Below are 26,243 nucleotides of genomic sequence, written 5' to 3'. Positions count from 1 at the left end.
TAAGGTCTACTCAGCGGCGATCTTCGCCTGCGCAGCAGCCCGCGCATGACGGCCATGCTTGAGGGCGATAGGCGCCATTTTCTCGCGGTCCAGTTCGCCTTCCCAGGCAGCCACCACCAGGGCGGCCACGGCATTGCCGATGATATTGGTCAGCGAACGGCACTCGGCCATGAAGCGGTCGACACCCAGGATCAGCACCATCGCCGCCACCGGCACCGTCGGCACCACCGCCAGGCTGGCGGCCAGCGCGACGAAGCCTGCGCCCACCACTGCACCGGCACCTTTGGAGGTGAGCATCGCCACCGCCAGCAGGGTCAATTGTTGCTCCAGTGTCAGGTCGATATTGGTGGCCTGGGCCAGGAACAGCACCGCCAGGGTCATATAGATGTTGGTGCCGTCCAGGTTGAAGGTGTAGCCGGTGGGCACCACGATGCCCACTACCCCTTTGGAGGCGCCGAGGCTTTCGAGTTTCTGGATCAGTTGCGGCAAGGCCGATTCGGAGGAACTGGTGCCCAGCACGATCAACAGTTCGGCCTTGATGTACGTCAGCAGCTTGAAGACGCTGAAGCCGACATAGCGGGCAATGCTGCCCAGCACCACCGCCACGAAGAAAAACGCGGTGACGTAGAACGTGCCCACCAGCTTCAGCAGCGGCAGCAGCGAACCCAGGCCGTATTTGCCGATGGTGAAAGCGATCGCGCCGAACGCACCGATCGGCGCGACGCGACTGATCATTCCGACGATACGGAAAAACACTTCGCTGGCCTGGTTGATCACGCCTACCAAGGGCCGTCCCTTCTCGCCGATCATCACCAGCCCGAGGCCAAACAGCACTGACACAAACAGCACCGGCAGGATTTCGCCCTTGGAGAAGGCGTCGAAGAAGGTGGTCGGGATCACGTGCATCAGGAACCCGGTGACGCCTTCGCCGTGTTCGGCCTGGCCGACAAAACCGGCGATGGCCGAGCTGTCGAGGGTCTTCACATCAATGTTGAACCCCACGCCCGGGTGCAGCAGGTGCGCGGCGAGGATGCCGATCACCAGGGCGATGCTGGAGACAATCTCGAAATACAGCAGCGCCTTGCCGCCCACGCGTCCCACTTGCTTCACGTCGTGCATGCTTGTGATGCCGGAGACCACGGTGCAGAAGATGATCGGGCCGATGATCATCTTGATCAGCTTGATAAAACCGTCGCCCAAGGGCTTCAGGTCAATGCCCACCTGGGGCCAGTGGTTGCCGATCAACACGCCCAGCACAATGGCGATGATCACCTGCACATACAGGGTTCCCAGCAGTTTTCTGATTGTCATTTTTATTATCTCGAGACGTTTTTTGGGCAAGCAGATCCCGTCGCAGGCCTTTTCAAGCCTGCGGGGCGGGATCGATCAGATCAGCGGTTGACTAAAGGCTCAGCGAAGGAAGGTCAGGACTTCGCCGAGCAACAGCTCCGGGGCTTCTTCTGCGATGTAGTGGCCGGCCGGCAAGGCCTTGCCCCGTACGTCGGTGGCTACTTTTTGCCATTCCTTGAGGGGTTCGAAACAGCGCCCGACGGTACCCTCGGCGCCCCACATCACCAGCAACGGCAGGTTCAGGTGGTTGCCGTTGTCGATATCGGCGCGGTCGTGCTCAAGGTCGATGCCGGCGGCGGCACGGTAGTCTTCGCAGATGCCGGTGGCGGTGCCGGGCAGTTTCAGGCAGCGCAGGTATTCGGCGAAGGCTTCATCGGTGAACGGCTTGAGCCCGGCACTGCGGCTGCCCATGACGCTGCGCAGGTACAGCTCGGGGTTGCTTTCGATCAGGCTTTCCGGCAACGGCGCCGGGCGGATCAGGAAGAACCAGTGCCAGTAGGCGCGGGCAAAGGCCTCGTCGGTCTGGGCGTACATCGAAAGCGTCGGTGCGATGTCCAGCAGCACCATGCGTTGCACGGCCTTGGGGTGGTCCAGGGCCAGGCGATGGGCGACGCGGGCGCCACGGTCGTGGGCCAGCACCGAGAACTCATCAAACCCCAGGGCCTTCATCAACTCGACGCCGTCGCGGGCCATTTCGCGCTTGGAGTAGTGGATGTGATGCTCATCGGCGGCGGGTTTGCTGCTGTCGCCGTAACCGCGCAGGTCGGCGGCGACCACCGTGAAGTGTTCGGCCAGTTGTTCGGCGACTTTGTGCCAGATGACGTGGGTCTGCGGGTGCCCGTGCAGCAGGAGCAGGCCGGGACCCGCGCCGCCTTTGCGGTAGCTGATGTCCACACCGTTGACGTGGCGCTGGTCTTTTTGGAATCCGGCGAACATGGAATGACTCCTTGTGATGATTGCCTGCATCCTGAAATCACACGGCGCCTGGGGCAAGGGGGAAAACGTGGAGGGGTTGTTCATGAAGTGTGTTGAAGCCCGATCCTTCAGGCAGTGCAGGTCAACTGTGGGAGCTGGCTTGCCTGCGATGCAGGCAACTCGGTGTATCAGTCGCACCGAGGTGATGCCATCGCAGGCAAGCCAGCTCCCACAGTTGGGTTGTGTCGCCCAGGCGACTTCATCCTTGCTTGAACAACGCCTCGGCACGCTGGCGAACCTGTGCCTCGGTCAAATCCTCCTTGCGGGTGGCCAGGAACCACACGTGCCCGAACGGGTCTTTCAGCGTCCCGGAACGGTCGCCGTAAAACTGATCCTTGGGCTCTGAAATCGCCGTGCCGCCGGCCTTGATCGCCCGGGCGAACTGTTGGTCGACGTCTTGCACGTAGAGATGCAGGCACACACTGGGGTGTTCCTTGCCCGGGCTGCCGAACGACATTTCGCCGCAGGGCGAGGCCATCATGATCGGTGAATCACCAATGCGCAGTTCGGCATGGCCGACCTTGCCGTCGGGCATGTCCAGGCGCATGACTTCGGTGGCGCCAAAGGCTTGTTTGTAGAACTCGATGGCTTCAGCGGCTTTGTCGATGCCCAGGTACGGCGTGATGCTGTGATAGCCCTCGGGAATAGGTTTAACGCTCATTTCGTTCTCCTCAGATTGTGGTTATGGAGGGACGGCTTTTTCACTATAGGCCACGTGCGCCGTGGCCTGCGGGCAGCCGACGAGGTGTTGCCCAGGCAACAGCAAACCGGCAGTTTGCTGCGCCGTGGGCGGTCTGCCGCGTGTACATCGGGCGCAAACCCTTGTGTTTGAAGGCCCGGTGCCTCAGGCACAGAAGCTGCAATGCCTCAGGTAAATCATTCGCCCGAGAGCGTTGTATGTCTGTACTGCCTGTATCTGCCGATTACCCGATTCACTCACCTCACGCCGAGCTGATCCGCGACGAGGCCCAGGCCCTGGCCGTTGCCCACCAAGTCGCCGCCGTATTGCTGGAACAAGACGCCGAACGCGACCGCACCCGCCAAGTGCCGGCGGACGTGGTCGACCTGTATTCCAATAGCGGCCTGTGGGGCATCAGCGTGCCCCGCGAGTTTGGCGGTGCCCAGGTGTCCTACGCGGTGCTGGCCCAGGTGATTGCGATTATCTCGGCGGCCGACCCGTCGCTGGGGCAAATTCCTCAGAACCATTACTGCCTGCTGGAAGACATCCGCCTGCAAGGCACGCCTGAACAGCAGGCGTACTTTTTTGGCCTGGCGCTGGAGGGGCATCGGTTTGCCAACGCGCTGTCGGAAACCGGCGGCAAGAACGTCCAGGACATCCAGGCGACCATCCGTCGGCAAGGCGACGGCTATGTGATCAACGGCCGCAAGGGTTATTGCACCGGTTCGCTGTACGCCCACTGGCTGGCGGTGCTGGCGCTGGATGAACAGCAAAATGCGCAACTGGCGTTCGTGCCGCGGGGCACTGAAGGCCTGGTGGTGGTCGATGACTGGGACAGCATGGGTCAGCGCACCACGTCCAGCGGTACGGTGTTGGCCGAAGACCTGAAGGTGCCGGCGTTCAACCTGTTTCCTACCCATCGCTCCTACGATTCACCGACCCTGGCCGGACCATTCGCTCAACTGACCACCGCCGCCATCGACGCCGGCATCGCCCGTGCCGCGCTGCGTGACACGGTGCAGTTCGTCCAGCAATTCGCCCGCCCATGGATCGATGCCGGGGTGGAAAAAGCCAGCGAAGACCCGCTGACCATTATCCAGGTCGGTGCGTTGGATATTCGCCTGGAAGCGGCGGAAGCCTTGCTGGAACGGGCCGGAAAAGCCCTCGACGCCGCGCGCCCGGCACCCGATGAAGACAGCGTCGCCCATGCCTCACTGGCCGTTGCCCGGGCCAAGGTGCTGACCACCGAAATCGCCATCGACGCCAGCAACAAACTCTTCGAACTCGGCGGCACCCGGTCCACCTTGAAGAAGCACAACTTCGACCGGCACTGGCGCAATGCCCGGGTGCATACCCTGCATGACCCGGTGCGGTGGAAGTACCACGTGGTGGGCAACTGGTTGCTCAACGGCGCGAAGCCCCCGCGTCACGACTGGTCTTGAACCATGGCCGAGCTGTTTAAAAACATCTATTGGGCCGACATCGGCCAAGCGTGCCTGGAAACCCTGAGCATGCTCACTGCGGCCCTGGGTTTTACCGTGCTGCTGGGGTTGCCGCTGGGGGTGGTGTTGTTCCTCACCGGCAAACGCCAGTTACACGAAACCCTGGTGGTGTACCGGGCGTTGTCGGTGGTGGTGAACGTGCTGCGTTCGCTGCCGTTCATCATCCTGCTGATTGTGCTGATCCCGGTGACCACCTTGCTGGTGGGCACCTCATTGGGCGTGCCCGGCACGATTCCGCCGTTGGTGGTGGGCTGTACGCCGTTCTTCGCGCGGCTGGTGGAAACCGCCTTGCGTGAAGTCGACCGTGGCGTGGTGGAGGCCACCCAGTCCATGGGCGCCAGCACCTGGCAGGTGATCCGCCACACGCTGTTGCCGGAAGCCCGGGGCGGGCTACTGGCGGCGGTCACCGTCACCGCGATTGTGCTGGTGGACTACACCGCCATGGCCGGGGTGATTGGCGGCGGTGGCCTGGGCGACCTGGCCATCCGCTACGGCTATCAGCGTTTCCAGACCGACGTGATGGTGGTCACCGTGTTGCTGCTGTTGGTGCTGGTGCAGGCCCTGCAAATGACCGGCGACCGCTTGGTGGCGCGTTACAGCCGCCGTTAAAAACCTATTCCTAGAACGACTGCTTTTGGAGCAATCATGAAAAAATCCCTGGCCATTTTGGCTGCTGTCTTCTCCCTGAATGCCGTCGCCAACGAGACGTTGGTGGTGGGTGCCACACCGGTGCCTCATGCCGAGATTCTGGAGTTCGTCAAACCCGTGCTGGCCAAGGAAGGCGTGGACCTGCAGATCAAGGTCTTCACTGATTTCATCCAGCCCAACCAGCAACTGGCGCTGAAGAACATCGACGCCAACTACTACCAGTACCGGCCATTCCTGGATGACTACAACAAGACCCGGCACACCAATCTGGTGCCGGTGGTAGGTGTGCACATCGAGCCGTTCGGCGCTTATTCGACCAAGATCAAAAATATCTCCGAGTTGAAAGACGGCGCCACGGTGTCGATCCCCAACGACCCGGTCAACACCGGCCGCGCCTTGGTGCTGCTGGACGAAGCCGGCCTGATCAAGCTCAAGGACCCGAGCAACACCCTGGCCACCCCACGGGACATCGTCGAGAACCCCAAGCACCTGAAAATTCGTGAGCTGGAAGGTGCGTTGCTCGCGCGTTCAATGAGCCAGGTGGACCTGGCGTTCGTGTTCGCCAACTACGCCCTGGAAGCCGGGATCGACACCAACAGCGCGTTGATCGTCGAGAAGGGCAAGAGCCTGTACGTCGAGTACCTGGTAGCGCGCCCGGACAACATCAACGACCCGGGCATCCAGAAACTGGCCAAGGCGTTGAACTCCGATGAAGTGCGCCAGTTCATCCTGACCCGCTACAAGGGCCAGATAGCCCCGGGTTTCTAAGCTCGATGGAGATCGAAATGTGGGAGCGGGATTGCTCGCGAAGGCGGCGGGTCAGCCACTGCATCTGGCGACTGACACCCCGCTTTCGCGAGCAAGCCCGCTCCCACATTGATCGAGTTTTACCTCGCCATTATGTGGACGGCTCCAAGAGTTGTGCCCCAGGCCCGCGCTCACCCAGCACGTCGTCGTGATTACGCAGCGGGCACGCCTCCAGCGACAAACACCCGCAGCCAATGCAGCCACTGAGTTTGTCCCGCAGCAGCATCAGCTTGTCGATGCGCTGGTCCAAATCCTCACGCCACAGCGCAGACAGGCGTTCCCAGTCGGCAGCCGTTGGCGTGCGGCCATCGGGCAAGGTTTGCAGCGCCTCATGGATCGTCGCCAGGGGGATGCCCAAACGCTGGGCAATCTTGATCACCACCACCCGGCGCAACACGTCCCGCGGGTAGCGTCGTTGATTGCCGGCGTTGCGGTTGCTCTTGATCAACCCCTTGGTTTCATAGAAGTGCAGCGCGGTGACCGCCACGCCGCTGCGGGCCGCCAACTGGCCGACGGTGAGTTCTTTGGTGACCATGAAAAAGCCCTTGACCTTGACTTAACTAGAGGTTTTACCCTGCGTGGCATCGAATCGCAAGATTGTGCCTACAGTGAGAGGGAAATGTTCATGCAGGTATCAGAGAAGAGTCTGAGTTTCACCCAGATGGTCGAATTCCAGATCGAACCTCAGCAGCAATCGGCTTTGGTGGCGGCCCTGTCGTCCCAGAGCGAGCGTTTGGCCCAAGGCCATGGCGGCTTTATCAATGCCAGTGTGCAGGTCAGCGATGATGGACGCCGGGTGCTCAGCTGCCTGCAATGGCGCTCCCGCGAAGACGGGGAGGCGGCCTTCAAGTGTTTTGAGCACGGTGAGGAAGATTTCTGGACGCTGATCCGCGCCCACCAGGCCACGGCGGTGACCTTCGGTTCGTTCCAGGTGCTGCGCAGCATCGAGCGCAGCCATGACAACGCCTTGCACTGCCGCCTAAATTGACAGGTGCAGCATGCGTTCGCCCTGTACGTTCTCGCCGGGGCGTCGCTTGTTTACCGCCAGTTCACCGATCTTGATCAAACGGGTTCGCGTCACGTTGCGGCTCAGGCCCAGCAGGTTGGCGGTGTGCACCTGGTTGTAATGGCTGAAGCGGTAGGCGGCACGCAGCAACGCATCCTCGACCTTTTCATGCAGGGCGCCGGCCTGTTCTTCGAAGAGTTTTTGAAAGGCCCGTTCCAGCAGGGCTTCAGCGCTGTTGTCGATGCCGTGCTGGTTGTCGTCCTGACGCTCGATGCGCATGTTCGACAGGCGCAGGTCGTCGCGCTCGATCACGCCATTGCGGCAGATCAGCAGGGTGTGGTGGATGACGTTTTCCAGTTCGCGGATGTTGCCCGGCCAACTGTAGCTCTTGAGTTTCTGCTCGGCTTCACGGCTGATGGTGATGGGGCCATAACCCAGGCGCTGGCTGTAGGCTTCGATGAAGTGCCGGGTCAGCGGCAGGATGTCACCGGGGCGGTCCCGCAGCGGGCTCAGCTCCAGGCTGACCACGTCGAGGCGGTAGTACAGGTCCTCGCGAAAATGCCCGGCGTTGATGGCTTTTTCCAACTGAACGTTGGTGGCAGCCAACACCCGCACGTCGATGGGAATGCTTTTGCGCGAGCCCAGGCGCACCACTTCGCGTTCCTGCAGGACGCGTAGCAGCTTGACCTGAATCGCCATCGGCAAGTCGCCAATTTCATCGAGGAACAGGGTGCCGCCGTCGGCCTCTTCGAACCAGCCGGCCTTGGCGCTGAGGGCACCGGTGAAGGCGCCTTTCTCATGACCGAACAGCTCGGCTTCCACCAGGGATTCGGAAAACGCGCCGCAGTTGACCGCCACGAACGGCCGGTTGCGCCGCGCGCTGAGGTTGTGGATATGGCGCGCCACCAGCTCTTTACCGGTGCCGGTTTCGCCGATGATCAGCACGCTGGCTTCGCTCGGCGCGACTTGCTGGATGTGCGCCAGCAACGCCTGGGATTTGGGGTCTTCGAAGACCTGGGCCGTGGCGCGGATCGAGGTCGCAAGGGCGGGCGAGGGCGGTAAGGTTAAAAGCTGCATGGGCACCTCTTCTAGGAGTAGAACGTGGGAATCGGCAGGGACTGGTTCAACGCCCAGTCCCCCAGTTCGTGGAGTTTGTAGTCCACCGGGTCGTGCAACGTTTGCGTGCGCAGGTTGCGCCAGTGCCGGTCCAGGCGCAGGGAGGCGTGGGTGGAGCGCGCGCCGGTGACTTCGAACAGGCGGCTGCACAGTTCCAGGCCGTTGCGGGTAGCGGCCACTTTGGCGGTGGCGATGGCGATGGCCAGTTCGCCGCGCTCGCTTTCACTGAGGCTCGGGCCTTTGGCCCAGGCCTGGTCCAGCAGTTCGGCGGCACGTTCCACCAACAGGCGCACGCCTTCCAGCGCGACCCAGAATTCGCCGTAGTGGTTGAGCACGTACGGGTCCTGGCGAATGTCCTGCACCGTGGATTTATGCCAGGGCCGGGTTTCGGTCAGGGTGTAGTTGCGGGCTTCGGCAAAGGCGCCTTCGGCGATGCCGAGGAACATGTGGGTGAAGGTCAGCTGGGCGATCAGCGGGCGCAGACAGGCGAAGGGCGTGCTGAGCGGGCCGGGATCGAGGAGCAATTCCGACTCTTCCACGCGTACCCGTTCGAAGGTGGCGCTGCCGCTGTCGGTCTGGCGCTGGCCGATGTTGTTCCAGTCGTTGTGCAAGGTGATGCCGCTGCGGCCGCTGGGGATGGCGGCGATCAGCAGTTTGCCGCCGGCGCTTTCATCCACCGCCGAGGCGATCAGCATTTCCGAGTCGCTGGCGCCGGAGCAGAAACTTTTCTTGCCGGAAAATTCGCGCCAGCCGCCGAAGGCCTTGACCACCGTGCGTGTGTCCAGCGGGTTGAGGGCGTTGCCCCAGAACCAGTTTTTACGCGCGGTCTGTTCGAACCAGGGTTGCCATTGCTCCGGGCGGGAAAACAGGCGCACGGTGGCGAGCATCAGATGATGAAACCCGAAGACGTGGGCGATGGAACTGTCGACCTTGGCGAACTCGCGCACGATCTCCAGGGTCTCGCTCCAGCGGGCGCCGAGGCCGCCGTATTGGGTAGGAATGCTCAGGGCCAGCAAGCCGCTCTGGCGCAGGGCGTCACGTTCGGTCTTCGGGGTGCCGCCACGCTCGTCGCGTTCGACGGCGGTGAGGGCGAATTCGGCGGCCAGCAGTTTGGCGGTCTGCAAGGGTGAGGGCAGGACGCTGTTGGGTTTGGCTGTCACGCGGTATTCCTCATGGTGTGCCGGGGCGTACCCCGGCAGACGGCAGGTCAGGCCTGGGCTTTTGCCGGCAGGACGTCGTTGGCAATCATTTCGCCGAACGGTCCGGTGAGGTTGGTGACGCCGCGCCCGGCCAGGCTGGCGTAGGGCTCCGGCAGCAGCGGGAACACCAGCTCGGCAAAGCGATATGCCTCTTCCAGGTGCGGGTAGCCGGAGAAGATGAAGCTTTCGATGCCCAGGTCCGCGTATTCCTTGATCCGCTCGGCGACTTGCTCAGGGTTGCCCACCAGGGCCGTGCCCGCGCCGCCCCGCACCAGGCCGACGCCGGCCCACAGGTTGGGGGCGATTTCCAGGTTGTCGCGACGCCCGTCGTGCAGCGCGGCCATGCGGCGCTGACCTTCGGAGTCAAAGCGCGAGAAGGATTTTTGCGCGGCGGCGATGGTTTCGTCGCTGATGTGTTCGATCAGTTTGGCGGCGGCTTTCCAGGCGTCTTCTTCGGTTTCGCGCACGATCACATGCAGGCGAATCCCGAACTTGACGGTGCGGCCATGGCGCGCTGCGCGCTCGCGTACGTCGGCGAGTTTCTCGGCGACGGCGGCCGGTGGTTCGCCCCAGGTCAGGTACACATCCACCTGTTCGGCGGCGAGGTCGTGGGCGGCGTCCGAGGAACCGCCGAAGTACAGCGGTGGATATGGCTTCTGCACCGGTGGGTAAAGTGCCTTGGCGTTCTGTACGCGCAGGTGTTTGCCTTCAAAATCTACCGATTCGCCCTGCAACACGCGGCGCCAGATCTTGAGGAATTCGTCGGTCACTTCGTAGCGTTCGCTGTGATCGAGGAAGCTGCCGTCGCCGCGGTTTTCGTCGGGGTCGCCGCCGGTCACCACGTTGATCAGCAGGCGGCCACCGGACAGGCGGTCTAGGGTGGCAGCCATGCGTGCCGAGACGGTCGGCGAGATGATCCCCGGGCGAATCGCCACCAGGTAACGCAGGCGTTCGGTCAATGGCACCAGCGCCGAGGCGATCACCCAGGAGTCTTCGCAGGAGCGGCCGGTGGGGATCAGCACGCCGTGGTAGCCGAGGTTGTCCGCCGCTTGAGCGACTTGTTTCAAATAGTTGAGGGTGACCGGGCGAGCGCCTTGGGTGGTGCCCAGGTAATGGCCGTCACCGTGTGTAGGCAGAAACCAGAAAACATCCATGACAAATCCTTAAGCGATTTTCAGCAGAGAGGTGGGATGCGCGGCAAACAATGGCGCGGCGCGTTCTGCAGCAAGGCGAATGCGGGCCTTCAAGGGCTCACTGGTTATGTGGTAATCGGTGAAATCGGCCTCGGTGGCGTACACGCCAATCGGCAACGTCAGGGCCTGGAAGAAACTAAACAGCGGGCGCAGTTGGTGATCGAGTACCAGGGCGTGGCGTTCGCTGCCGCCGGTGGCCGCCAGCAACACCGGGGTGTTGATCAGCGCGTTGAGGTCGACCAGGTCGAACAGGTGCTTGAGCAGCCCAGGGTAGGAGCCGCGATACACCGGGGCGGCGACGATCAGCAGGTCGGCCTGTTCGATGGCTTGCAGTTGGGCTTCGACGTCGGCGGGCAGTTCCTGGCGCGACAGTGCGCCGCCCAGCGGCCGGGCAATGTCGCCGAGTTCAATCAGGGTGGTCTGGATCGGTAATTGATTGGCCAGTTCGGCCAGCACGGCCTGGGTCAGTACCAGGGTGCGGGACGGGCGCCAGGTTCCGCCGGAGAGGGCAACGACATTCAGTGGACGGGTCATCAACAGTTCCTTTTTCAACAGTGGCTCAGGGCAAGAGCAGTAGCAGGGCTTGAGCAAGAGCTGTACCAAACTGCGCAGCCCTTGATTGGCGAGGCCTCTGGGCCAGGTGTTGGAAAATGGCGGTGTTGTCTGCCTGGTGTTTTGTTGAATGACTGTTGCCCGGGCAACAGTTGCCAGGCGAACAGTGGCGTCAGCGCTGAGGCCATTTATAGAGGGTTGTATTTATTCCGTAAATGAACGTATTTCCATATTTATAGATCTGTATGGAATATGTGGCGTGACTATCACAGATGTCGCAAAGGTTGATAGCGACTATCACGGCTGATGATTTTTCACCGTGCAGGGGCGGGAGTAGCCTGTGCTCATTGACCTCAACCCGTTTCGCAGGACCTTCGCCATGAACCGTTTTCTCGCCATTTCCGTATTGCTTGTCACCTCAGTCCTTGCCGGTTGTGCGACCCATTCGTCGCCTGAATTGCGTGCCTACTCGGCTGAAGAGAGCAAGGAACTGGCGCTGGAAGCCCTGAGCCGTCGGGGCCTGTCGTTTGATGAATACCAACAGAAGAAAGCCGAACTGACTGGCCAGTCACAGAACACCTTTGGTTTTGATCGCCAGGGCGAAATGAATGCCGAGCGTGGCGTGACGCTGCACGGTCGCCCCAGTTGAGTCAGTGGCCAGGTCTGAAAAGCCCGAGGTTTCCCACAGGAACCTCGGGCTTTTTGTTTGCCATCCGTTTCCCGGAGCCTGTTAAGCTGAATTTCAGGAGCGTTCCTACGCACTTTTAAATAAAGTGGTCTTTCTTTAACGGCACGGGATCAGGTAAACCATCTTCCTTTCTGATCGCTGCCCCTGAGACGCTGCTCTCGGGAACATGCTCTGCGAGTCTTTAACGTCATGAATAAACGTCCGCTGTATTTCGACTACGCCGCCACCACGCCGGTGGATGAGCGGGTCATCCAGGTGATGGTCGAGTGTCTGGGTTTCAACGCCAACTTCGGTAACCCTGCGTCCAGTTCCCATGCGTTCGGCCAACAGGCCCGGCAAACGGTTGAACAGGCGCGGCGCCAGGTGGCCGAACTGGTTGGCGCCGAGCCGGCACAGATTGTCTGGACCTCGGGTGCCACCGAGTCCAACAACCTCGCCATCAAGGGCGTCGCCCAGGCGCGGGGCGTGGCCGGTGGGCACATCATCACCAGCCAGATCGAGCACAAGGCCACGCTCGACACCGCTCGCCAGTTGCAGGAAGCCGGGGTTGCCGTGACGTACCTGGTGCCGGACGCTGAAGGGTTGATCAGCGCCGAGGCGGTAAGTGAAGCATTGCGTGAAGACACCTTTTTGGTGTCGCTGATGCTGGTGAACAACGAGTTGGGCACCCTCAACGATATCCAGGCGATTGGCGCGCGAGTGCGTGAGCATGGGGCGTTGTTTCACGTGGATGCGGCGCAGGGCGCGGGCAAGGTGGCGATTGACCTGGCCGAGTGGCCGGTGGACCTGATGTCGTTTTCCGCTCATAAACTCTATGGCCCCAAGGGCATCGGCGCCTTGTACGTCGGCCCGCGTGCGCAGCAGAAAGTGCTGGCGCAGATTCACGGCGGTGGCCATGAAGGCGGCTTGCGTTCCGGCACCCTGGCGACTCACCAGATCGCCGGCATGGGCGCGGCATTCGCCTTGGCGGCAGCCTCCTTTGCTGAAGAAAAGGCGACCATCGTTGCCTTGCGCGAGCGCCTGCTGGAACAGCTGAATAGCATTGCCGGGGTGCGCCTCAATGGCAGCCTTACCCAGCGTATCCCCCACACCTTGAGCCTGACGTTCGGCGAGGGCGAGTTCAACTCCGCCGCCCTGAGCGCGGGCATTGCCTTTTCGGCGACCTCGGCCTGCAATTCGGCGAGTAATGCACCGTCCCATGTGCTTCTGGCGCTGGGCCATGATGCCCGCAGCGCAGGTCGCACCATTCGCTTGAGCCTCGGTCGGTTTACCACCGAGCAGGACATCGATCAGGCGGTACAACTGATCAAGGCGGCACTGGCCAGCGCACCGGCTTTCTGGGCCGTTTGACCCCATAACAATTATTAGTGGTTAGCAGGAGACACGATGAGCACACAGCCTTTGACCCATGGAACGGTTCCCCAGCGCCTGGCGCATACCCGCGAACTGATGAGCCGCGAAGGCATTCATGCCCTGTTGGTGCCGTCGGCCGACCCGCACTTGTCCGAATACCTGCCGGGTTACTGGCAGGGGCGCCAGTGGTTGTCGGGTTTTCACGGTTCGGTGGGCACACTGATTGTCACCGCAGATTTCGCCGGTGTGTGGGCAGACAGCCGCTATTGGGAACAGGCGACCAAGGAACTCAAGGGCAGCGGTATCGAGCTGGTCAAGCTGCAACCCGGCCAGCCCGGGCCACTGGAATGGCTGGCGGAACAGACTCCGGAAGGTGGCGTGGTGGCAGTGGACGGTGCGGTCATGGCCGTGGCCTCGGCGCGTACCCTGGGCAGCAAGCTGGAAGCACGTGGTGCACGCTTGCGCACGGACATCGACCTGCTGAATGAAGTCTGGCAAGACCGCCCAACCTTGCCGAACCAGCCGATCTATCAACATCTGCCACCCCAGGCCACCGTCAGCCGCGGCGAAAAACTCGCGGCCCTGCGCGAAAGCTTGAGCGAGAAGGGGGCCGACTGGCATTTCATCGCGACCCTGGACGATATCGCCTGGCTGTTTAACCTGCGTGGTGGTGACGTTTCGTTCAACCCGGTGTTTGTGTCCTTTGCCTTGATCGGTCAGCAGCAGGCGACATTGTTTGTGGCTTTGAGCAAAGTCGATGCCGAGCTTCGTGCCGTGCTGGAGCAGGATGGCGTGGCCCTGCGTGATTACAGCGAAGTCGCTGCTGCATTGAAGGCCATTCCGTCGGGCGCCAGTGTGCAGGTCGATCCGGCACGGGTGACCGCCGGCTTGCTGGAAAACCTCGGCAGTGGCGTCAAGCTGATCGAAGGGCTTAACCCGACCACCTTGGCCAAATCGCGTAAAAGCCTGGCTGACGCCGAGCATATTCGCCAGGCCATGGAGCAGGACGGCGCGGCCTTGTGCGAATTCTTCGCCTGGCTCGACAGTGCGTTGGGCCGTGAGCACATCACCGAACTGACTATTGATGAACACCTGACGGCGGCGCGTACCCGCCGGCCGGGTTATGTGTCGCTGAGTTTCAACACGATTGCCGCATTCAACGCCAATGGCGCGATGCCGCACTACCACGCGACTGAAGAAGAGCACGCGCTGATCGAAGGCGATGGCTTGCTGCTGATCGACTCCGGTGGCCAGTACCTGGGTGGCACCACCGACATCACGCGTATGGTGCCTATTGGTACGCCAACCGAAGAGCAGAAACGCGATTGCACGCGGGTGCTCAAAGGTGTGATTGCCTTGTCCCGCGCGCATTTCCCCAAGGGCATTCTTTCGCCGCTGCTGGATTCCATCGCCCGTGCGCCGATCTGGGCTGAAGGCGTGGACTACGGCCACGGTACCGGTCATGGCGTCGGCTACTTCCTCAATGTGCATGAAGGCCCGCAGGTGATCGCCTATCAAGCCGTCGCCGCACCGCAAACCGCGATGCAGGCCGGCATGATTACGTCCATCGAGCCGGGCACTTACCGTCCGGGGCGTTGGGGTGTGCGCATCGAGAACCTGGTGCTGAACCGTGAAGCGGGCAAGACCGAGTTTGGCGAGTTCCTCAAGTTCGAGACACTCACGCTGTGCCCCATCGACACCCGTTGCCTGGAGCCGTCGTTGCTGACGGTGGACGAGCGCCAGTGGTTCAACGATTACCACGCGCAAGTCCGTGAGCGCCTGAGCCCGCTGCTCAGTGGCGCGGCGCTGGAATGGTTGCAGGTGCGTACGGCCGCTATCTGAGGGGCTGCAGTTCGGACGCCTGGGTCAGGGCATCGGCCATGTAGTCGATAAACGCTTTGACCCGGGCGGACTGACGGCGATTGGGTGCCGAAACGGCATGAATCGGCAGCGACTGCGGGGTGTAGTCCTGCAGCAAGGCGACCACCCGGCCGGCCTTCAGGTCATCAAAGAACAACCACAGGGGCGACAGCGCAATGCCGAGCCCCGCCAATACCATCTCGCGTACAGCCTCGGAGTTATTGCTCTGGGCGTTGCCCTTGATCTTGACGCTGTGCCGCGTCCCGTCCTTTTCGTAGACCCATTGGTTCTGGCTGCTGAGCAGGTTGAACAGCAGGCAATTGTGCCGGGCCAGCTCTTGCGGAGTTTGCGGCGCCGGGTGTTTGGCCAGATAGGCCGGGCTGGCGAGGGTGACCCGGTGAGTAGTGCCGATCTGCCGGGCGATCAGGCCGCTGTCGCGCAACTCGCCGATGCGCAGGGTAACGTCCAGGCCTTCGCTGACCAGGTCCTGATTTTGATCGTTCAGTTGCAGGTCAACCTGTACCTGTGGGTATCGATCGAGAAATCCCGCCAGGCGTGAGGCGATGTGCAGGCGACCGAAGCTCACCGACGAGCCAATGCGTAACGGACCGGCGACAGCCTCCTTGCCGGACTGGAAGCTGTGTTCTGCAGCATCCACCGCCGCGAGGATTTGTCGGCAATGGCTGTAGTAGCGCTGGCCTTCGTCTGTCAGGGAGAGTTTGCGGGTGCTGCGGGAAATCAGCTTGCCGCCCAGTTCTGTCTCCAGTGCACGCAGTACTTTGCTGATGGTGGGCTGAGTGGTGTGCAATTCCCGGGCAACCGCAGAGAAACTTCCGCGCTCGATTACCCGGACGAAAATGGCCATTGCGTTGAGCTTATCCATGGGGCTACCAATTCATGCCAAATGAGCATGGTCACTATAGCGGTTTGGCTTCTTATCGGCATGAGTGGCCGGGCACATCATGGTGATCACTTCCTGATGAATCGAGATCGCGAACATGACTGATACAACTCAAATGCGTGCCCTGATGGTGGATGTGGCGAATGGGCCGTTACGGCTGGCGACGATTCCCAGGCCAACGCCGGGGGATGGTGAGGTGCTGGTGAGGATCAAGGCCAGTGGCCTCAACCCGCTGGACGGGAAAATTCGCGCAGGCGAGGCGGCCCATGCCCGTCAGCCGTTGCCGGCTGTGATTGGCTTGGACTTGGCGGGGATCATCGAGACGGTGGGCCCGGGTATCAACGAGTGGAAGGCGGGCGATGAGGTGTACGCCCTGGCGACGGGAGTGGGCGGCATCCAGGGTTCGTTGGCGGAGTTTGCCGTGGTGGATGCGCGCTTGCTGGCGAGAAAACCCGCGACCCTGAGCATGCGCGAAGCCGCGGCATTGCCGCTGGTGCTGATCACCGCATGGGAAGGGCTGGTGGACCGTGCGCATGTAGGCCCGGGGCATAAAGTCCTGATTCAGGGCGGTGCGGGTGGTGTAGGACATGTCGCCGTGCAAGTAGCTAATGCGTTTGGCGCCGAGGTGTTTGCGACCGGTTCAGCCAGGCAGCGGGCGTTGATTGAGGGGCTGGGCGCCACGTTTATCGACTACCAACAGCACACCGTCGAGGAGTATGTAGCCTTGCACACGGCGGGCGAAGGTTTTGACATCGTGTATGACACGGTGGGCGGGCCGACGCTGGATGCGTCCTTCCAGGCGGCCAGGACTTATCACGGGCATGTGCTGAGTTGTCTTGGCTGGGGTTCTCATAGCCTGGCGCCGTTGTCGTTTCGCGGGGCGACTTACTCCGGGGTGTTTACCCTGCTGCCGATGCTGACGGGCAAGGGGCGCGAGCACCACGGGCAGATCCTTGCCGAGGCGGCGCAGTTGATTGATGACGGGAAGCTCACGCCGATTCTCGACGGGCGTCAATTCGACCTGCACACGGTAAACGCCGCCTGCGAGTTACTCGCCGGCGGCGCTCAAGGGCGTCTGGTGATTGAAATCTAGCTCAGCGCTTCGCGGACAAACTCCAAGCGGTCCTGGCCGAAAAACAACTGGTCGCCGACGAACATCGTAGGCGCCCCGAATACGCCGCGCTGGATGGCGTGCTGGGTGTTGTCCTTGAGGGTGGCCTTGACGGCGTCGTCATTCGTCAACGCGAGGACTACTTCGGGATCAAAACCGTGTTCAGCCAGCACCGCAGCCACCACAGCAGGATCACCCAGGTGACGGCCTTCTACCCAAAGGGCGCGGAACAGGCCGTCGATGAAACTCTGAAAACGCTCGGGCTGGCGCATTTGGACACCGGTGACTGCGCGCATCAGTGTCAATGTATTGATGGGGAAGTGCGGGTTGAACTTGAGCGGGACGTTGTAGCGCTGGGCGTAGCGCGCCAGGTCCTGGAGCATGTAGCGGCCTTTGGCGGGAATGGTGACCGGTGATGCATTGCCAGTGGCCTTGAACACGCCACCCAGCAACATTGGCTTATAAATCAGCTGGGCGCCGGTTGCAGCGCACAGCCCTGGAAGCTGCGTATAGGCCAGATAGGTGGCAGGGCTGCCGAGGTCGAAGAAAAACTCCACGGTTTTACTCATGCTGGGTACTCGCTGTTTATTGTTATGGGGCGTGCTTACCAGGGTTCATTCCAGGGGCGCAGGTCCAGCTCGAAGGTCCAGGCGTCCCGGGGCTGACTGTGCAGGTACCAATAGTTATCGGCGATGTGTTCGGGGTTGAGAATACCGTCCTGATCCTTGAGGGCGTACTTCTGCGGGAAGTTGTCACGAATGAAGTCAGTGTCGATGGCGCCATCCACGACTACGTGGGCGACGTGGATGTTCCTCGGACCCAGCTCGCGGGCCATGCTTTGCGCCAGTGCGCGGATCCCGTGTTTCGCGCCTGCGAACGCGGCAAAGCCGGCGGCACCGCGCAATCCGGCAGTGGCACCGGTAAACAGGATGGTGCCGCGGTGACGGGTGACCATGCGCTTGGCCACTTCCCGGGCATTGAGGAAGCCAGAGAAACAGGCCATTTCCCAAATCTTGAAGTACTTGCGGGCGGTTTCTTCCAGGATGCTGCACGGCACATTCGCACCGATGTTGAACACAAAAGCTTCAATGGGCCCCAGCTCGGTTTCAATCTGTTCGATCAGCGCAATCACGTCTTCTTCCTTGCGGGCGTCGCAGGCAAAGCCATGCGCCTCGCCGCCGGCCGCCTGGATGCTGTCCACCAAGGGTTGCAGTTTTTCGGCGCTGCGCCGCGTAACGCATGCGACGTAACCTTCACGGGCGAAGCGTTTGGCAATTGCGCCGCCAGTGGCATCACCAGCACCCACAACCAGTACGATTTTCTTGTTGTTCGTCATGGATAGATCCTTTAGTAAACGATCGTTTGGCAAACGAACGTTATGCTATGATCCGGCAGGCGTCAAGCTGACAACACCAGGGGGGAAGCGATGCGATATTCGGCCAGTCATAAGCAGGAAACCAGAGAGAAACTGCTGGATAGCAGTGCAGCCCTGGCGAAGAAAGAAGGGTTTGCCAGTGTCGGGGTGGATGGCTTGATGAAAGCCATCGGCTTGAGTGGTGGCGCGTTTTATAGCCATTTCGCCTCAAAGGACGAATTGTTCAGCTCGATTGTCGAGCGCGAATTGAGCCACAGCCTTGAGCGCTTGAATGGTAATGGCGTGCAGAGTCGGGAGCGGCTGGATCGCTGTTTGAAGTTCTACTTGAGCATGGCCCATGTGGAGCAGTCTGAAGCGGGCTGTGCGTTGCCGAGCCTGGGTGCGGAGATTGCTCGATCGGATGTGGCGGTGCGCCAACAGGCGCAGGACTGGATTTGCCGACTGCAGGCGGGGTGGGCTGCAACGCTGGGTAGCGAGGACCTGGCGTGGTCGATTCTGTCGCAATGCATCGGCGCGCTGGTAGTAGCGCGGATGATGGTCAACCCGCAGGTGCAGGCACAGGTGCTGTCATCGAACTACGACGTACTCAGCCAACAACTGTCGAACCTGTAAAGGCGTCGGCAGTTACTTGCAGATCACAATCATGCTGCGGCTGGTGTAGCCGGCGGGGTTGAGACCAAACGGATAGTCGCCCGGGTCTTCAGCGTTGTCGCCCGACTTGGCGATGACTTTATAGCCTTTGGCACCACATGAATTGGCTGCACTGGCGTAGCACTGGTCCCAGGAGGAGGACAGGCCCGAGCAGTTGATATGCAGCCCCTTTTTTCCCCGTTTCACTTCGGTCTTGGTCGTCGCGGCACAACCTGCGATTGCCACAATCATGAACAGCATCAAAATTCGCTTCATTACTATCCTTAATAGCCGCCTCGCTTGAATGCACGAAGCTGGCTTTGCTCGCTCTCGAGTGTAGCGTTCATGATGTCCTTATCGAAATTCTCCATGAGTGACACTGGGTTACGGCCTAAACATGGCCTAATTGAGCGGCAAATGCCAGAGCTACGTCAAATCCTGAATCAATCGGCTGGAACGAGTGGCTTTGATTCGTTACGCATGGTCAGGGTTGCGCCAACAGAGGCCAGGATAATGCAGGTAATGGCCAGCCATTGCGCCAGGGACAGGTGTTCTTGAAGGAAAAACAGGCCAGACAAGGCGCCGAACGCGGGCTCGATACTCATCAGGGTTCCGAATGTGCGGGCGGGCAGGCGGGTCAGGGCGACCATCTCCAGGGTATAGGGCAGGGCGGTGGATAAAACCGCGACACCAATGGCGATCGGGATCAGCGAGGGCGTGAGTAATGCAGCGCCCGCGTGGACAATTCCGATCGGCGCGACAAACAGTGCAGCAATCATTACGCCCAGGGCTGCGGTTTGTACGCCGTTGTCGGCACCGGCCTTTTGGCCAAACAGAATGTAGAGCGCCCAGCAGGCGCCTGCGCTCAGTGCGTAGGCGGCGCCTGTGAGATCAATGCCGCTGCTGGCTTCTCCTACGGGGATCAATAGCAGAAGGCCGACGATGGCCAAGGCTATCCAGAGAAAGTCTACCGCGCGTCGCGAAGCATAGATCGCGACGGCCAATGGGCCGGTGAATTCGAGGGCTACTGCGATTCCCAGGGGAACGGTCCGCAGTGACATATAGAAGAGGAAGTTCATTCCGCCCAACGCCATTCCGTAAACGATGACCGTCTGCAGCGACTTGGCTGTCAGCTTGGCGCGCCATGGACGTAATAGAAGCAGCATGATCACACTGGCAAAAATCAGGCGCAGGGTGGTGGTGCCCTGAGCACCAACGATGGGGAACATGCTTTTGGCGAGCGACGCGCCTGATTGAATGGAGGCCATGGCAATGAGTAGCAGGCCGACCGGAAACAATGTCGAGGCCAGGCTACGGGATGAGGTGGTCATTGAGGGTGTTCGTCCGAGGTCGTATTAAAGAAGCAGAAGTGGCTATGATGCTTAACTGTTGAGCGATGGGCAATATATTGCTCAATTTGTTCGGGATTCCTCTCTATATAGGTGAATTCCAGGATAGTCGGGATGGATTGATAGAAAAGCTGAATTAAGGGTTGACGGCAGATTCTGGAAGTCTATATTTCGCCCCACTTCCGGCGCAGTCGAAACGGAAAACTCCTTGGTAAACAAAGAGTTATGTAGGTTTCGACAGCGAGCTGCTTCAGATCATCGAAGCCTGGAAGGAGTTGATAGAGCGGTGTAGTTTGGCTCTGTTAACGGTTCGATCTTCTCGGTCGAAAGCGGAGAAAAAGAGGTGTTGACAGCAGCGTGTAACGCTGTAGAATTCGCCTCCCGCTAACGAGAGATCGGAAGCGCAAGTGGTTGAAGTTACAAAGGAAACTTTGAAAACTTCTAAAAATAATCACTTGACAGCAAATGAGGCTGCTGTAGAATGCGCGCCTCGGTTGAGACGAAAGATCTTAACCAACCGCTCTTTAACAACTGAATCAAGCAATTCGTGTGGGTGCTTGTGGAGTCAGACTGATAGTCAACAAGATTATCAGCATCACAAGTTACTCCGCGAGAAATCAAAGATGTAACCAACGATTGCTGAGCCAAGTTTAGGGTTTCTTAAAAACCCAAAGATGTTTGAACTGAAGAGTTTGATCATGGCTCAGATTGAACGCTGGCGGCAGGCCTAACACATGCAAGTCGAGCGGTAGAGAGAAGCTTGCTTCTCTTGAGAGCGGCGGACGGGTGAGTAATGCCTAGGAATCTGCCTGGTAGTGGGGGATAACGTCCGGAAACGGACGCTAATACCGCATACGTCCTACGGGAGAAAGCAGGGGACCTTCGGGCCTTGCGCTATCAGATGAGCCTAGGTCGGATTAGCTAGTTGGTGGGGTAATGGCTCACCAAGGCGACGATCCGTAACTGGTCTGAGAGGATGATCAGTCACACTGGAACTGAGACACGGTCCAGACTCCTACGGGAGGCAGCAGTGGGGAATATTGGACAATGGGCGAAAGCCTGATCCAGCCATGCCGCGTGTGTGAAGAAGGTCTTCGGATTGTAAAGCACTTTAAGTTGGGAGGAAGGGCAGTAAATTAATACTTTGCTGTTTTGACGTTACCGACAGAATAAGCACCGGCTAACTCTGTGCCAGCAGCCGCGGTAATACAGAGGGTGCAAGCGTTAATCGGAATTACTGGGCGTAAAGCGCGCGTAGGTGGTTCGTTAAGTTGGATGTGAAATCCCCGGGCTCAACCTGGGAACTGCATTCAAAACTGACGAGCTAGAGTATGGTAGAGGGTGGTGGAATTTCCTGTGTAGCGGTGAAATGCGTAGATATAGGAAGGAACACCAGTGGCGAAGGCGACCACCTGGACTGATACTGACACTGAGGTGCGAAAGCGTGGGGAGCAAACAGGATTAGATACCCTGGTAGTCCACGCCGTAAACGATGTCAACTAGCCGTTGGGAGCCTTGAGCTCTTAGTGGCGCAGCTAACGCATTAAGTTGACCGCCTGGGGAGTACGGCCGCAAGGTTAAAACTCAAATGAATTGACGGGGGCCCGCACAAGCGGTGGAGCATGTGGTTTAATTCGAAGCAACGCGAAGAACCTTACCAGGCCTTGACATCCAATGAACTTTCTAGAGATAGATTGGTGCCTTCGGGAACATTGAGACAGGTGCTGCATGGCTGTCGTCAGCTCGTGTCGTGAGATGTTGGGTTAAGTCCCGTAACGAGCGCAACCCTTGTCCTTAGTTACCAGCACGTAATGGTGGGCACTCTAAGGAGACTGCCGGTGACAAACCGGAGGAAGGTGGGGATGACGTCAAGTCATCATGGCCCTTACGGCCTGGGCTACACACGTGCTACAATGGTCGGTACAGAGGGTTGCCAAGCCGCGAGGTGGAGCTAATCCCAGAAAACCGATCGTAGTCCGGATCGCAGTCTGCAACTCGACTGCGTGAAGTCGGAATCGCTAGTAATCGCGAATCAGAATGTCGCGGTGAATACGTTCCCGGGCCTTGTACACACCGCCCGTCACACCATGGGAGTGGGTTGCACCAGAAGTAGCTAGTCTAACCTTCGGGAGGACGGTTACCACGGTGTGATTCATGACTGGGGTGAAGTCGTAACAAGGTAGCCGTAGGGGAACCTGCGGCTGGATCACCTCCTTAATCGACGACATCAGCTGCTCCATAAGTTCCCACACGAATTGCTTGATTCATTGAAGAAGACGATAAAGAAGCAGCCCGAAATTGGGTCTGTAGCTCAGTTGGTTAGAGCGCACCCCTGATAAGGGTGAGGTCGGCAGTTCGAATCTGCCCAGACCCACCAATTTTGTGTGGGAAACGCCTGTAGAAATACGGGGCCATAGCTCAGCTGGGAGAGCGCCTGCCTTGCACGCAGGAGGTCAACGGTTCGATCCCGTTTGGCTCCACCACTAACTGCTTCTGTCATGAAAGCTTAGAAATGAGCATTCCATCAATGCGATGGTGAATGTTGATTTCTAGTCTTTGATTAGATCGTTCTTTAAAAATTTGGGTATGTGATAGAAAGATAGACTGAACGTTACTTTCACTGGTAACGGATCAGGCTAAGGTAAAATTTGTGAGTTCTCTTAGTTGAGAAATTCGAATTTTCGGCGAATGTCGTCTTCACAGTATAACCAGATTGCTTGGGGTTATATGGTCAAGTGAAGAAGCGCATACGGTGGATGCCTTGGCAGTCAGAGGCGATGAAAGACGTGGTAGCCTGCGAAAAGCTTCGGGGAGTCGGCAAACAGACTTTGATCCGGAGATGTCTGAATGGGGGAACCCAGCCATCATAAGATGGTTACCTTACACTGAATACATAGGTGTATGGAGCGAACCATGGGGAACTGAAACATCTAAGTACCCTGAGGAAAAGAAATCAACCGAGATTCCCTTAGTAGTGGCGAGCGAACGGGGACTAGCCCTTAAGTGGCTTTGAGATTAGCGGAACGCTCTGGAAAGTGCGGCCATAGTGGGTGATAGCCCTGTACGCGAAAATCTCTTAGTCATGAAATCGAGTAGGACGGAGCACGAGAAACTTTGTCTGAATATGGGGGGACCATCCTCCAAGGCTAAATACTACTGACTGACCGATAGTGAACTAGTACCGTGAGGGAAAGGCGAAAAGAACCCCGGAGAGGGGAGTGAAATAGATCCTGAAACCGTATGCGTACAAGCAGTGGGAGCAGACTTTGTTCTGTGACTGCGTACCTTTTGTATAATGGGTCAGCGACTTATTTTCAGTGGCGAGCTTAACCGAATAGGGGAGGCGTAGCGAAAGCGAGTCTTAATAGGGCGTCTAGTCGCTGGGAATAGACCCGAAACCGGGCGATCTATCCATGGGCAGGTTGAAGGTTGGGTAACACTAACTGGAGGACCGAACCGACTACCGTTGAAAAGTTAGCGGATGACCTGTGGATCGGAGTGAAAGGCTAATCAAGCTCGGAGATAGCTGGTTCTCCTCGAAAGCTATTTAGGTAGCGCCTCATGTATCACTGTAGGGGGTAGAGCACTGTTTCGGCTAGGGGGTCATCCCGACTTACCAAACCGATGCAAACTCCGAATACCTACAAGTGCCGAGCATGGGAGACACACGGCGGGTGCTAACGTCCGTCGTGAAAAGGGAAACAACCCAGACCGTCAGCTAAGGTCCCAAAGTTATGGTTAAGTGGGAAACGATGTGGGAAGGCTTAGACAGCTAGGAGGTTGGCTTAGAAGCAGCCACCCTTTAAAGAAAGCGTAATAGCTCACTAGTCGAGTCGGCCTGCGCGGAAGATGTAACGGGGCTCAAACCATACACCGAAGCTACGGGTATCATCTTCGGATGATGCGGTAGAGGAGCGTTCTGTAAGCCTGTGAAGGTGAGTTGAGAAGCTTGCTGGAGGTATCAGAAGTGCGAATGCTGACATGAGTAACGATAATGGGTGTGAAAAACACCCACGCCGAAAGACCAAGGTTTCCTGCGCAACGTTAATCGACGCAGGGTTAGTCGGTCCCTAAGGCGAGGCTGAAAAGCGTAGTCGATGGAAAACAGGTTAATATTCCTGTACTTCTGGTTATTGCGATGGAGGGACGGAGAAGGCTAGGCCAGCTTGGCGTTGGTTGTCCAAGTTTAAGGTGGTAGGCTGGAATCTTAGGTAAATCCGGGATTCTAAGGCCGAGAGCTGATGACGAGTTAACTTTTAGTTAACGAAGTGGTTGATGCCATGCTTCCAAGAAAAGCTTCTAAGCTTCAGGTAACCAGGAACCGTACCCCAAACCGACACAGGTGGTTGGGTAGAGAATACCAAGGCGCTTGAGAGAACTCGGGTGAAGGAACTAGGCAAAATGGCACCGTAACTTCGGGAGAAGGTGCGCCGGTGAGGGTGAAGGACTTGCTCCGTAAGCTCATGCCGGTCGAAGATACCAGGCCGCTGCGACTGTTTATTAAAAACACAGCACTCTGCAAACACGAAAGTGGACGTATAGGGTGTGACGCCTGCCCGGTGCCGGAAGGTTAATTGATGGGGTTAGCTAACGCGAAGCTCTTGATCGAAGCCCCGGTAAACGGCGGCCGTAACTATAACGGTCCTAAGGTAGCGAAATTCCTTGTCGGGTAAGTTCCGACCTGCACGAATGGCGTAACGATGGCGGCGCTGTCTCCACCCGAGACTCAGTGAAATTGAAATCGCTGTGAAGATGCAGTGTATCCGCGGCTAGACGGAAAGACCCCGTGAACCTTTACTATAGCTTTGCACTGGACTTTGAATTTGCTTGTGTAGGATAGGTGGGAGGCTTTGAAGCGTGGACGCCAGTTCGCGTGGAGCCAACCTTGAAATACCACCCTGGCAACTTTGAGGTTCTAACTCAGGTCCGTTATCCGGATCGAGGACAGTGTATGGTGGGTAGTTTGACTGGGGCGGTCTCCTCCTAAAGAGTAACGGAGGAGTACGAAGGTGCGCTCAGACCGGTCGGAAATCGGTCGTAGAGTATAAAGGCAAAAGCGCGCTTGACTGCGAGACAGACACGTCGAGCAGGTACGAAAGTAGGTCTTAGTGATCCGGTGGTTCTGTATGGAAGGGCCATCGCTCAACGGATAAAAGGTACTCCGGGGATAACAGGCTGATACCGCCCAAGAGTTCATATCGACGGCGGTGTTTGGCACCTCGATGTCGGCTCATCACATCCTGGGGCTGAAGCCGGTCCCAAGGGTATGGCTGTTCGCCATTTAAAGTGGTACGCGAGCTGGGTTTAGAACGTCGTGAGACAGTTCGGTCCCTATCTGCCGTGGACGTTTGAGATTTGAGAGGGGCTGCTCCTAGTACGAGAGGACCGGAGTGGACGAACCTCTGGTGTTCCGGTTGTCACGCCAGTGGCATTGCCGGGTAGCTATGTTCGGAATAGATAACCGCTGAAAGCATCTAAGCGGGAAACTAGCCTCAAGATGAGATCTCACTGGAACCTTGAGTTCCCTGAAGGGCCGTCGAAGACTACGACGTTGATAGGTTGGGTGTGTAAGCGCTGTGAGGCGTTGAGCTAACCAATACTAATTGCCCGTGAGGCTTGACCATATAACACCCAAGCAATTTGCTGACCTGAAAAGGCACCAGATTGCGGTGTGTGAAGACGAAATGAACCGAAAGTTCGATTCTTGCAAACACCGAAAGCTGTCACATACCCAATTTGCTGAAGCGAGGCCAGCTGGCCACGATTCAGTACCCGAATTTCTTGACGACCATAGAGCATTGGAACCACCTGATCCCATCCCGAACTCAGCAGTGAAACGATGCATCGCCGATGGTAGTGTGGGGTTTCCCCATGTGAGAGTAGGTCATCGTCAAGATTAAATTCCAGAACCCCTGATTGCTAACGCAATCAGGGGTTTTGTTTTGGGCG

General features: G+C 58.9%; 22 protein-coding genes, 2 tRNA genes and 3 rRNA genes. 14 read left to right on the top strand and 13 right to left on the bottom strand.

The features are described 5' to 3' along the window. Positions 1-6: 6 nt before the first annotated feature. From dctA to HKK54_RS00125, 3 genes are all read right to left on the bottom strand, one after another. Complete coding sequence (dctA, locus tag HKK54_RS00135) at positions 7-1,311, bottom strand: C4-dicarboxylate transporter DctA (protein WP_169385848.1); 1,305 nt, start codon at positions 1,309-1,311, stop codon at positions 7-9. Between the two features lie 99 nt (positions 1,312-1,410). Continuing rightward, on the bottom strand, positions 1,411-2,286 hold the full coding sequence (locus HKK54_RS00130; protein WP_010166553.1) for an alpha/beta fold hydrolase: 876 nt from the start codon (positions 2,284-2,286) through the stop codon (positions 1,411-1,413). A gap of 238 nt (positions 2,287-2,524) precedes the next feature. Beyond that, positions 2,525-2,986: a VOC family protein gene (locus HKK54_RS00125; protein ID WP_010166555.1), complete on the bottom strand. Its 462-nt coding sequence runs from the start codon at positions 2,984-2,986 to the stop codon at positions 2,525-2,527. 236 nt (positions 2,987-3,222) lie between these two features. Here HKK54_RS00125 and HKK54_RS00120 point away from each other — a divergent pair, with 236 nt between their 5' ends. Genes HKK54_RS00120 through HKK54_RS00110 form a run of 3 tightly spaced genes read left to right on the top strand, consistent with a single transcriptional unit; the run spans position 3,223 to position 5,922 of the window. Then, positions 3,223-4,446 (top strand): SfnB family sulfur acquisition oxidoreductase, encoded by a 1,224-nt coding sequence (locus tag HKK54_RS00120; protein ID WP_169385847.1) that lies wholly within the window; start codon positions 3,223-3,225, stop codon positions 4,444-4,446. A gap of 3 nt (positions 4,447-4,449) precedes the next feature. Beyond that, the gene (locus HKK54_RS00115; protein ID WP_167665780.1) at positions 4,450-5,115 is read left to right on the top strand and encodes a methionine ABC transporter permease; all 666 of its coding nucleotides are present in this window, start codon (positions 4,450-4,452) and stop codon (positions 5,113-5,115) included. 36 nt (positions 5,116-5,151) lie between these two features. Continuing rightward, positions 5,152-5,922, top strand: coding sequence for a MetQ/NlpA family ABC transporter substrate-binding protein (locus tag HKK54_RS00110; protein WP_169385846.1), 771 nt, complete (start codon positions 5,152-5,154; stop codon positions 5,920-5,922). A gap of 130 nt (positions 5,923-6,052) precedes the next feature. On the opposite strand, the gene soxR is transcribed toward HKK54_RS00110, so the two are convergent. After that, entirely contained in the window at positions 6,053-6,496 is a 444-nt protein-coding gene (gene soxR / locus HKK54_RS00105; RefSeq protein ID WP_169385845.1) for a redox-sensitive transcriptional activator SoxR, read from the bottom strand. Positions 6,497-6,586: 90 nt separating this feature from the next. Here soxR and HKK54_RS00100 point away from each other — a divergent pair, with 90 nt between their 5' ends. Beyond that, entirely contained in the window at positions 6,587-6,949 is a 363-nt protein-coding gene (locus HKK54_RS00100; RefSeq protein WP_029615743.1) for an antibiotic biosynthesis monooxygenase, read from the top strand. Here the strand turns inward: HKK54_RS00100 and HKK54_RS00095 are convergent. The 4 genes from HKK54_RS00095 to msuE are packed head-to-tail and all read right to left on the bottom strand — an operon-like array spanning position 6,941 to position 11,009. Continuing rightward, complete coding sequence (locus HKK54_RS00095; protein WP_169385844.1) at positions 6,941-8,044, bottom strand: sigma-54 interaction domain-containing protein; 1,104 nt, start codon at positions 8,042-8,044, stop codon at positions 6,941-6,943. The genes HKK54_RS00100 and HKK54_RS00095 overlap by 9 nt on opposite strands. A gap of 11 nt (positions 8,045-8,055) precedes the next feature. Then, entirely contained in the window at positions 8,056-9,243 is a 1,188-nt protein-coding gene (locus HKK54_RS00090; protein ID WP_010166569.1) for an acyl-CoA dehydrogenase family protein, read from the bottom strand. A 47-nt stretch (positions 9,244-9,290) separates the two neighbouring features. Then, positions 9,291-10,436, bottom strand: coding sequence for an FMNH2-dependent alkanesulfonate monooxygenase (gene ssuD, locus HKK54_RS00085; RefSeq protein ID WP_010166571.1), 1,146 nt, complete (start codon positions 10,434-10,436; stop codon positions 9,291-9,293). 9 nt (positions 10,437-10,445) lie between these two features. Beyond that, positions 10,446-11,009, bottom strand: coding sequence for an FMN reductase (msuE, locus tag HKK54_RS00080; protein WP_010166573.1), 564 nt, complete (start codon positions 11,007-11,009; stop codon positions 10,446-10,448). 397 nt (positions 11,010-11,406) lie between these two features. Between msuE and HKK54_RS00075 the strand changes: the two genes are divergently transcribed. From HKK54_RS00075 to HKK54_RS00065, 3 genes are all read left to right on the top strand, one after another. Next, positions 11,407-11,676 carry a hypothetical protein gene (locus HKK54_RS00075; protein WP_169385843.1) on the top strand — a complete coding sequence of 90 codons (270 nt, stop codon included), beginning with the start codon at positions 11,407-11,409 and terminating at the stop codon, positions 11,674-11,676. 228 nt (positions 11,677-11,904) lie between these two features. Then, a complete protein-coding gene (locus tag HKK54_RS00070; RefSeq protein ID WP_169385842.1) occupies positions 11,905-13,065 on the top strand; it encodes a cysteine desulfurase family protein in 1,161 nt (386 codons plus the stop codon). 36 nt (positions 13,066-13,101) lie between these two features. Then, positions 13,102-14,910: an aminopeptidase P family protein gene (locus tag HKK54_RS00065; protein WP_169385841.1), complete on the top strand. Its 1,809-nt coding sequence runs from the start codon at positions 13,102-13,104 to the stop codon at positions 14,908-14,910. Here the strand turns inward: HKK54_RS00065 and HKK54_RS00060 are convergent. After that, positions 14,903-15,811 carry a LysR family transcriptional regulator gene (locus tag HKK54_RS00060; RefSeq protein WP_010166580.1) on the bottom strand — a complete coding sequence of 303 codons (909 nt, stop codon included), beginning with the start codon at positions 15,809-15,811 and terminating at the stop codon, positions 14,903-14,905. The genes HKK54_RS00065 and HKK54_RS00060 overlap by 8 nt on opposite strands. A 115-nt stretch (positions 15,812-15,926) precedes the next feature. On the opposite strand from HKK54_RS00060, the gene HKK54_RS00055 reads away from it, so the two are divergent. Then, positions 15,927-16,922 carry a zinc-dependent alcohol dehydrogenase family protein gene (locus HKK54_RS00055; RefSeq protein ID WP_169385840.1) on the top strand — a complete coding sequence of 332 codons (996 nt, stop codon included), beginning with the start codon at positions 15,927-15,929 and terminating at the stop codon, positions 16,920-16,922. Here the strand turns inward: HKK54_RS00055 and HKK54_RS00050 are convergent. Together HKK54_RS00050 and HKK54_RS00045 are read right to left on the bottom strand one after the other, a co-directional pair. Then, a complete protein-coding gene (locus HKK54_RS00050) occupies positions 16,919-17,509 on the bottom strand; it encodes a 2-hydroxychromene-2-carboxylate isomerase (RefSeq protein WP_169385839.1) in 591 nt (196 codons plus the stop codon). The genes HKK54_RS00055 and HKK54_RS00050 overlap by 4 nt on opposite strands. Before the next feature lie 35 nt (positions 17,510-17,544). Further along, positions 17,545-18,276, bottom strand: coding sequence for an SDR family oxidoreductase (locus HKK54_RS00045; protein WP_169385838.1), 732 nt, complete (start codon positions 18,274-18,276; stop codon positions 17,545-17,547). A 90-nt stretch (positions 18,277-18,366) separates the two neighbouring features. Between HKK54_RS00045 and HKK54_RS00040 the strand changes: the two genes are divergently transcribed. Beyond that, a complete protein-coding gene (locus HKK54_RS00040) occupies positions 18,367-18,927 on the top strand; it encodes a TetR/AcrR family transcriptional regulator (protein WP_169385837.1) in 561 nt (186 codons plus the stop codon). A 12-nt stretch (positions 18,928-18,939) separates the two neighbouring features. Here the strand turns inward: HKK54_RS00040 and HKK54_RS00035 are convergent, their stop codons facing one another. Continuing rightward, entirely contained in the window at positions 18,940-19,221 is a 282-nt protein-coding gene (locus tag HKK54_RS00035) for a hypothetical protein (protein WP_003210144.1), read from the bottom strand. 167 nt (positions 19,222-19,388) lie between these two features. Further along, a complete protein-coding gene (gene rhtA, locus HKK54_RS00030; protein WP_169385836.1) occupies positions 19,389-20,276 on the bottom strand; it encodes a threonine/homoserine exporter RhtA in 888 nt (295 codons plus the stop codon). A gap of 698 nt (positions 20,277-20,974) precedes the next feature. Here rhtA and HKK54_RS00025 point away from each other — a divergent pair. The 5 genes from HKK54_RS00025 (at position 20,975) to rrf (ending at position 26,190) form a co-directional block, all read left to right on the top strand. After that, positions 20,975-22,511, top strand: a 16S ribosomal RNA gene (locus HKK54_RS00025). Positions 22,512-22,594: 83 nt separating this feature from the next. Next, positions 22,595-22,671: transfer RNA gene (locus HKK54_RS00020), tRNA-Ile, on the top strand. Between the two features lie 30 nt (positions 22,672-22,701). Beyond that, positions 22,702-22,777 (top strand) — tRNA-Ala (locus tag HKK54_RS00015). A gap of 246 nt (positions 22,778-23,023) precedes the next feature. Beyond that, positions 23,024-25,918, top strand: a 23S ribosomal RNA gene (locus HKK54_RS00010). A gap of 156 nt (positions 25,919-26,074) precedes the next feature. Further along, a 5S ribosomal RNA gene (rrf, locus tag HKK54_RS00005) occupies positions 26,075-26,190 on the top strand. Together the 16S, 23S and 5S rRNA genes with 2 tRNA genes alongside form the textbook arrangement of a ribosomal RNA operon. Positions 26,191-26,243 lie beyond the last annotated feature (53 nt).

Origin of the sequence: Pseudomonas sp. ADAK13, assembly GCF_012935715.1 — a bacterium.
Lineage (GTDB): Bacteria > Pseudomonadota > Gammaproteobacteria > Pseudomonadales > Pseudomonadaceae > Aquipseudomonas.
The sequence above is the reverse complement of the archived record's forward strand: the minus strand, read 5'-3'. Positions and strand labels throughout refer to the sequence as shown.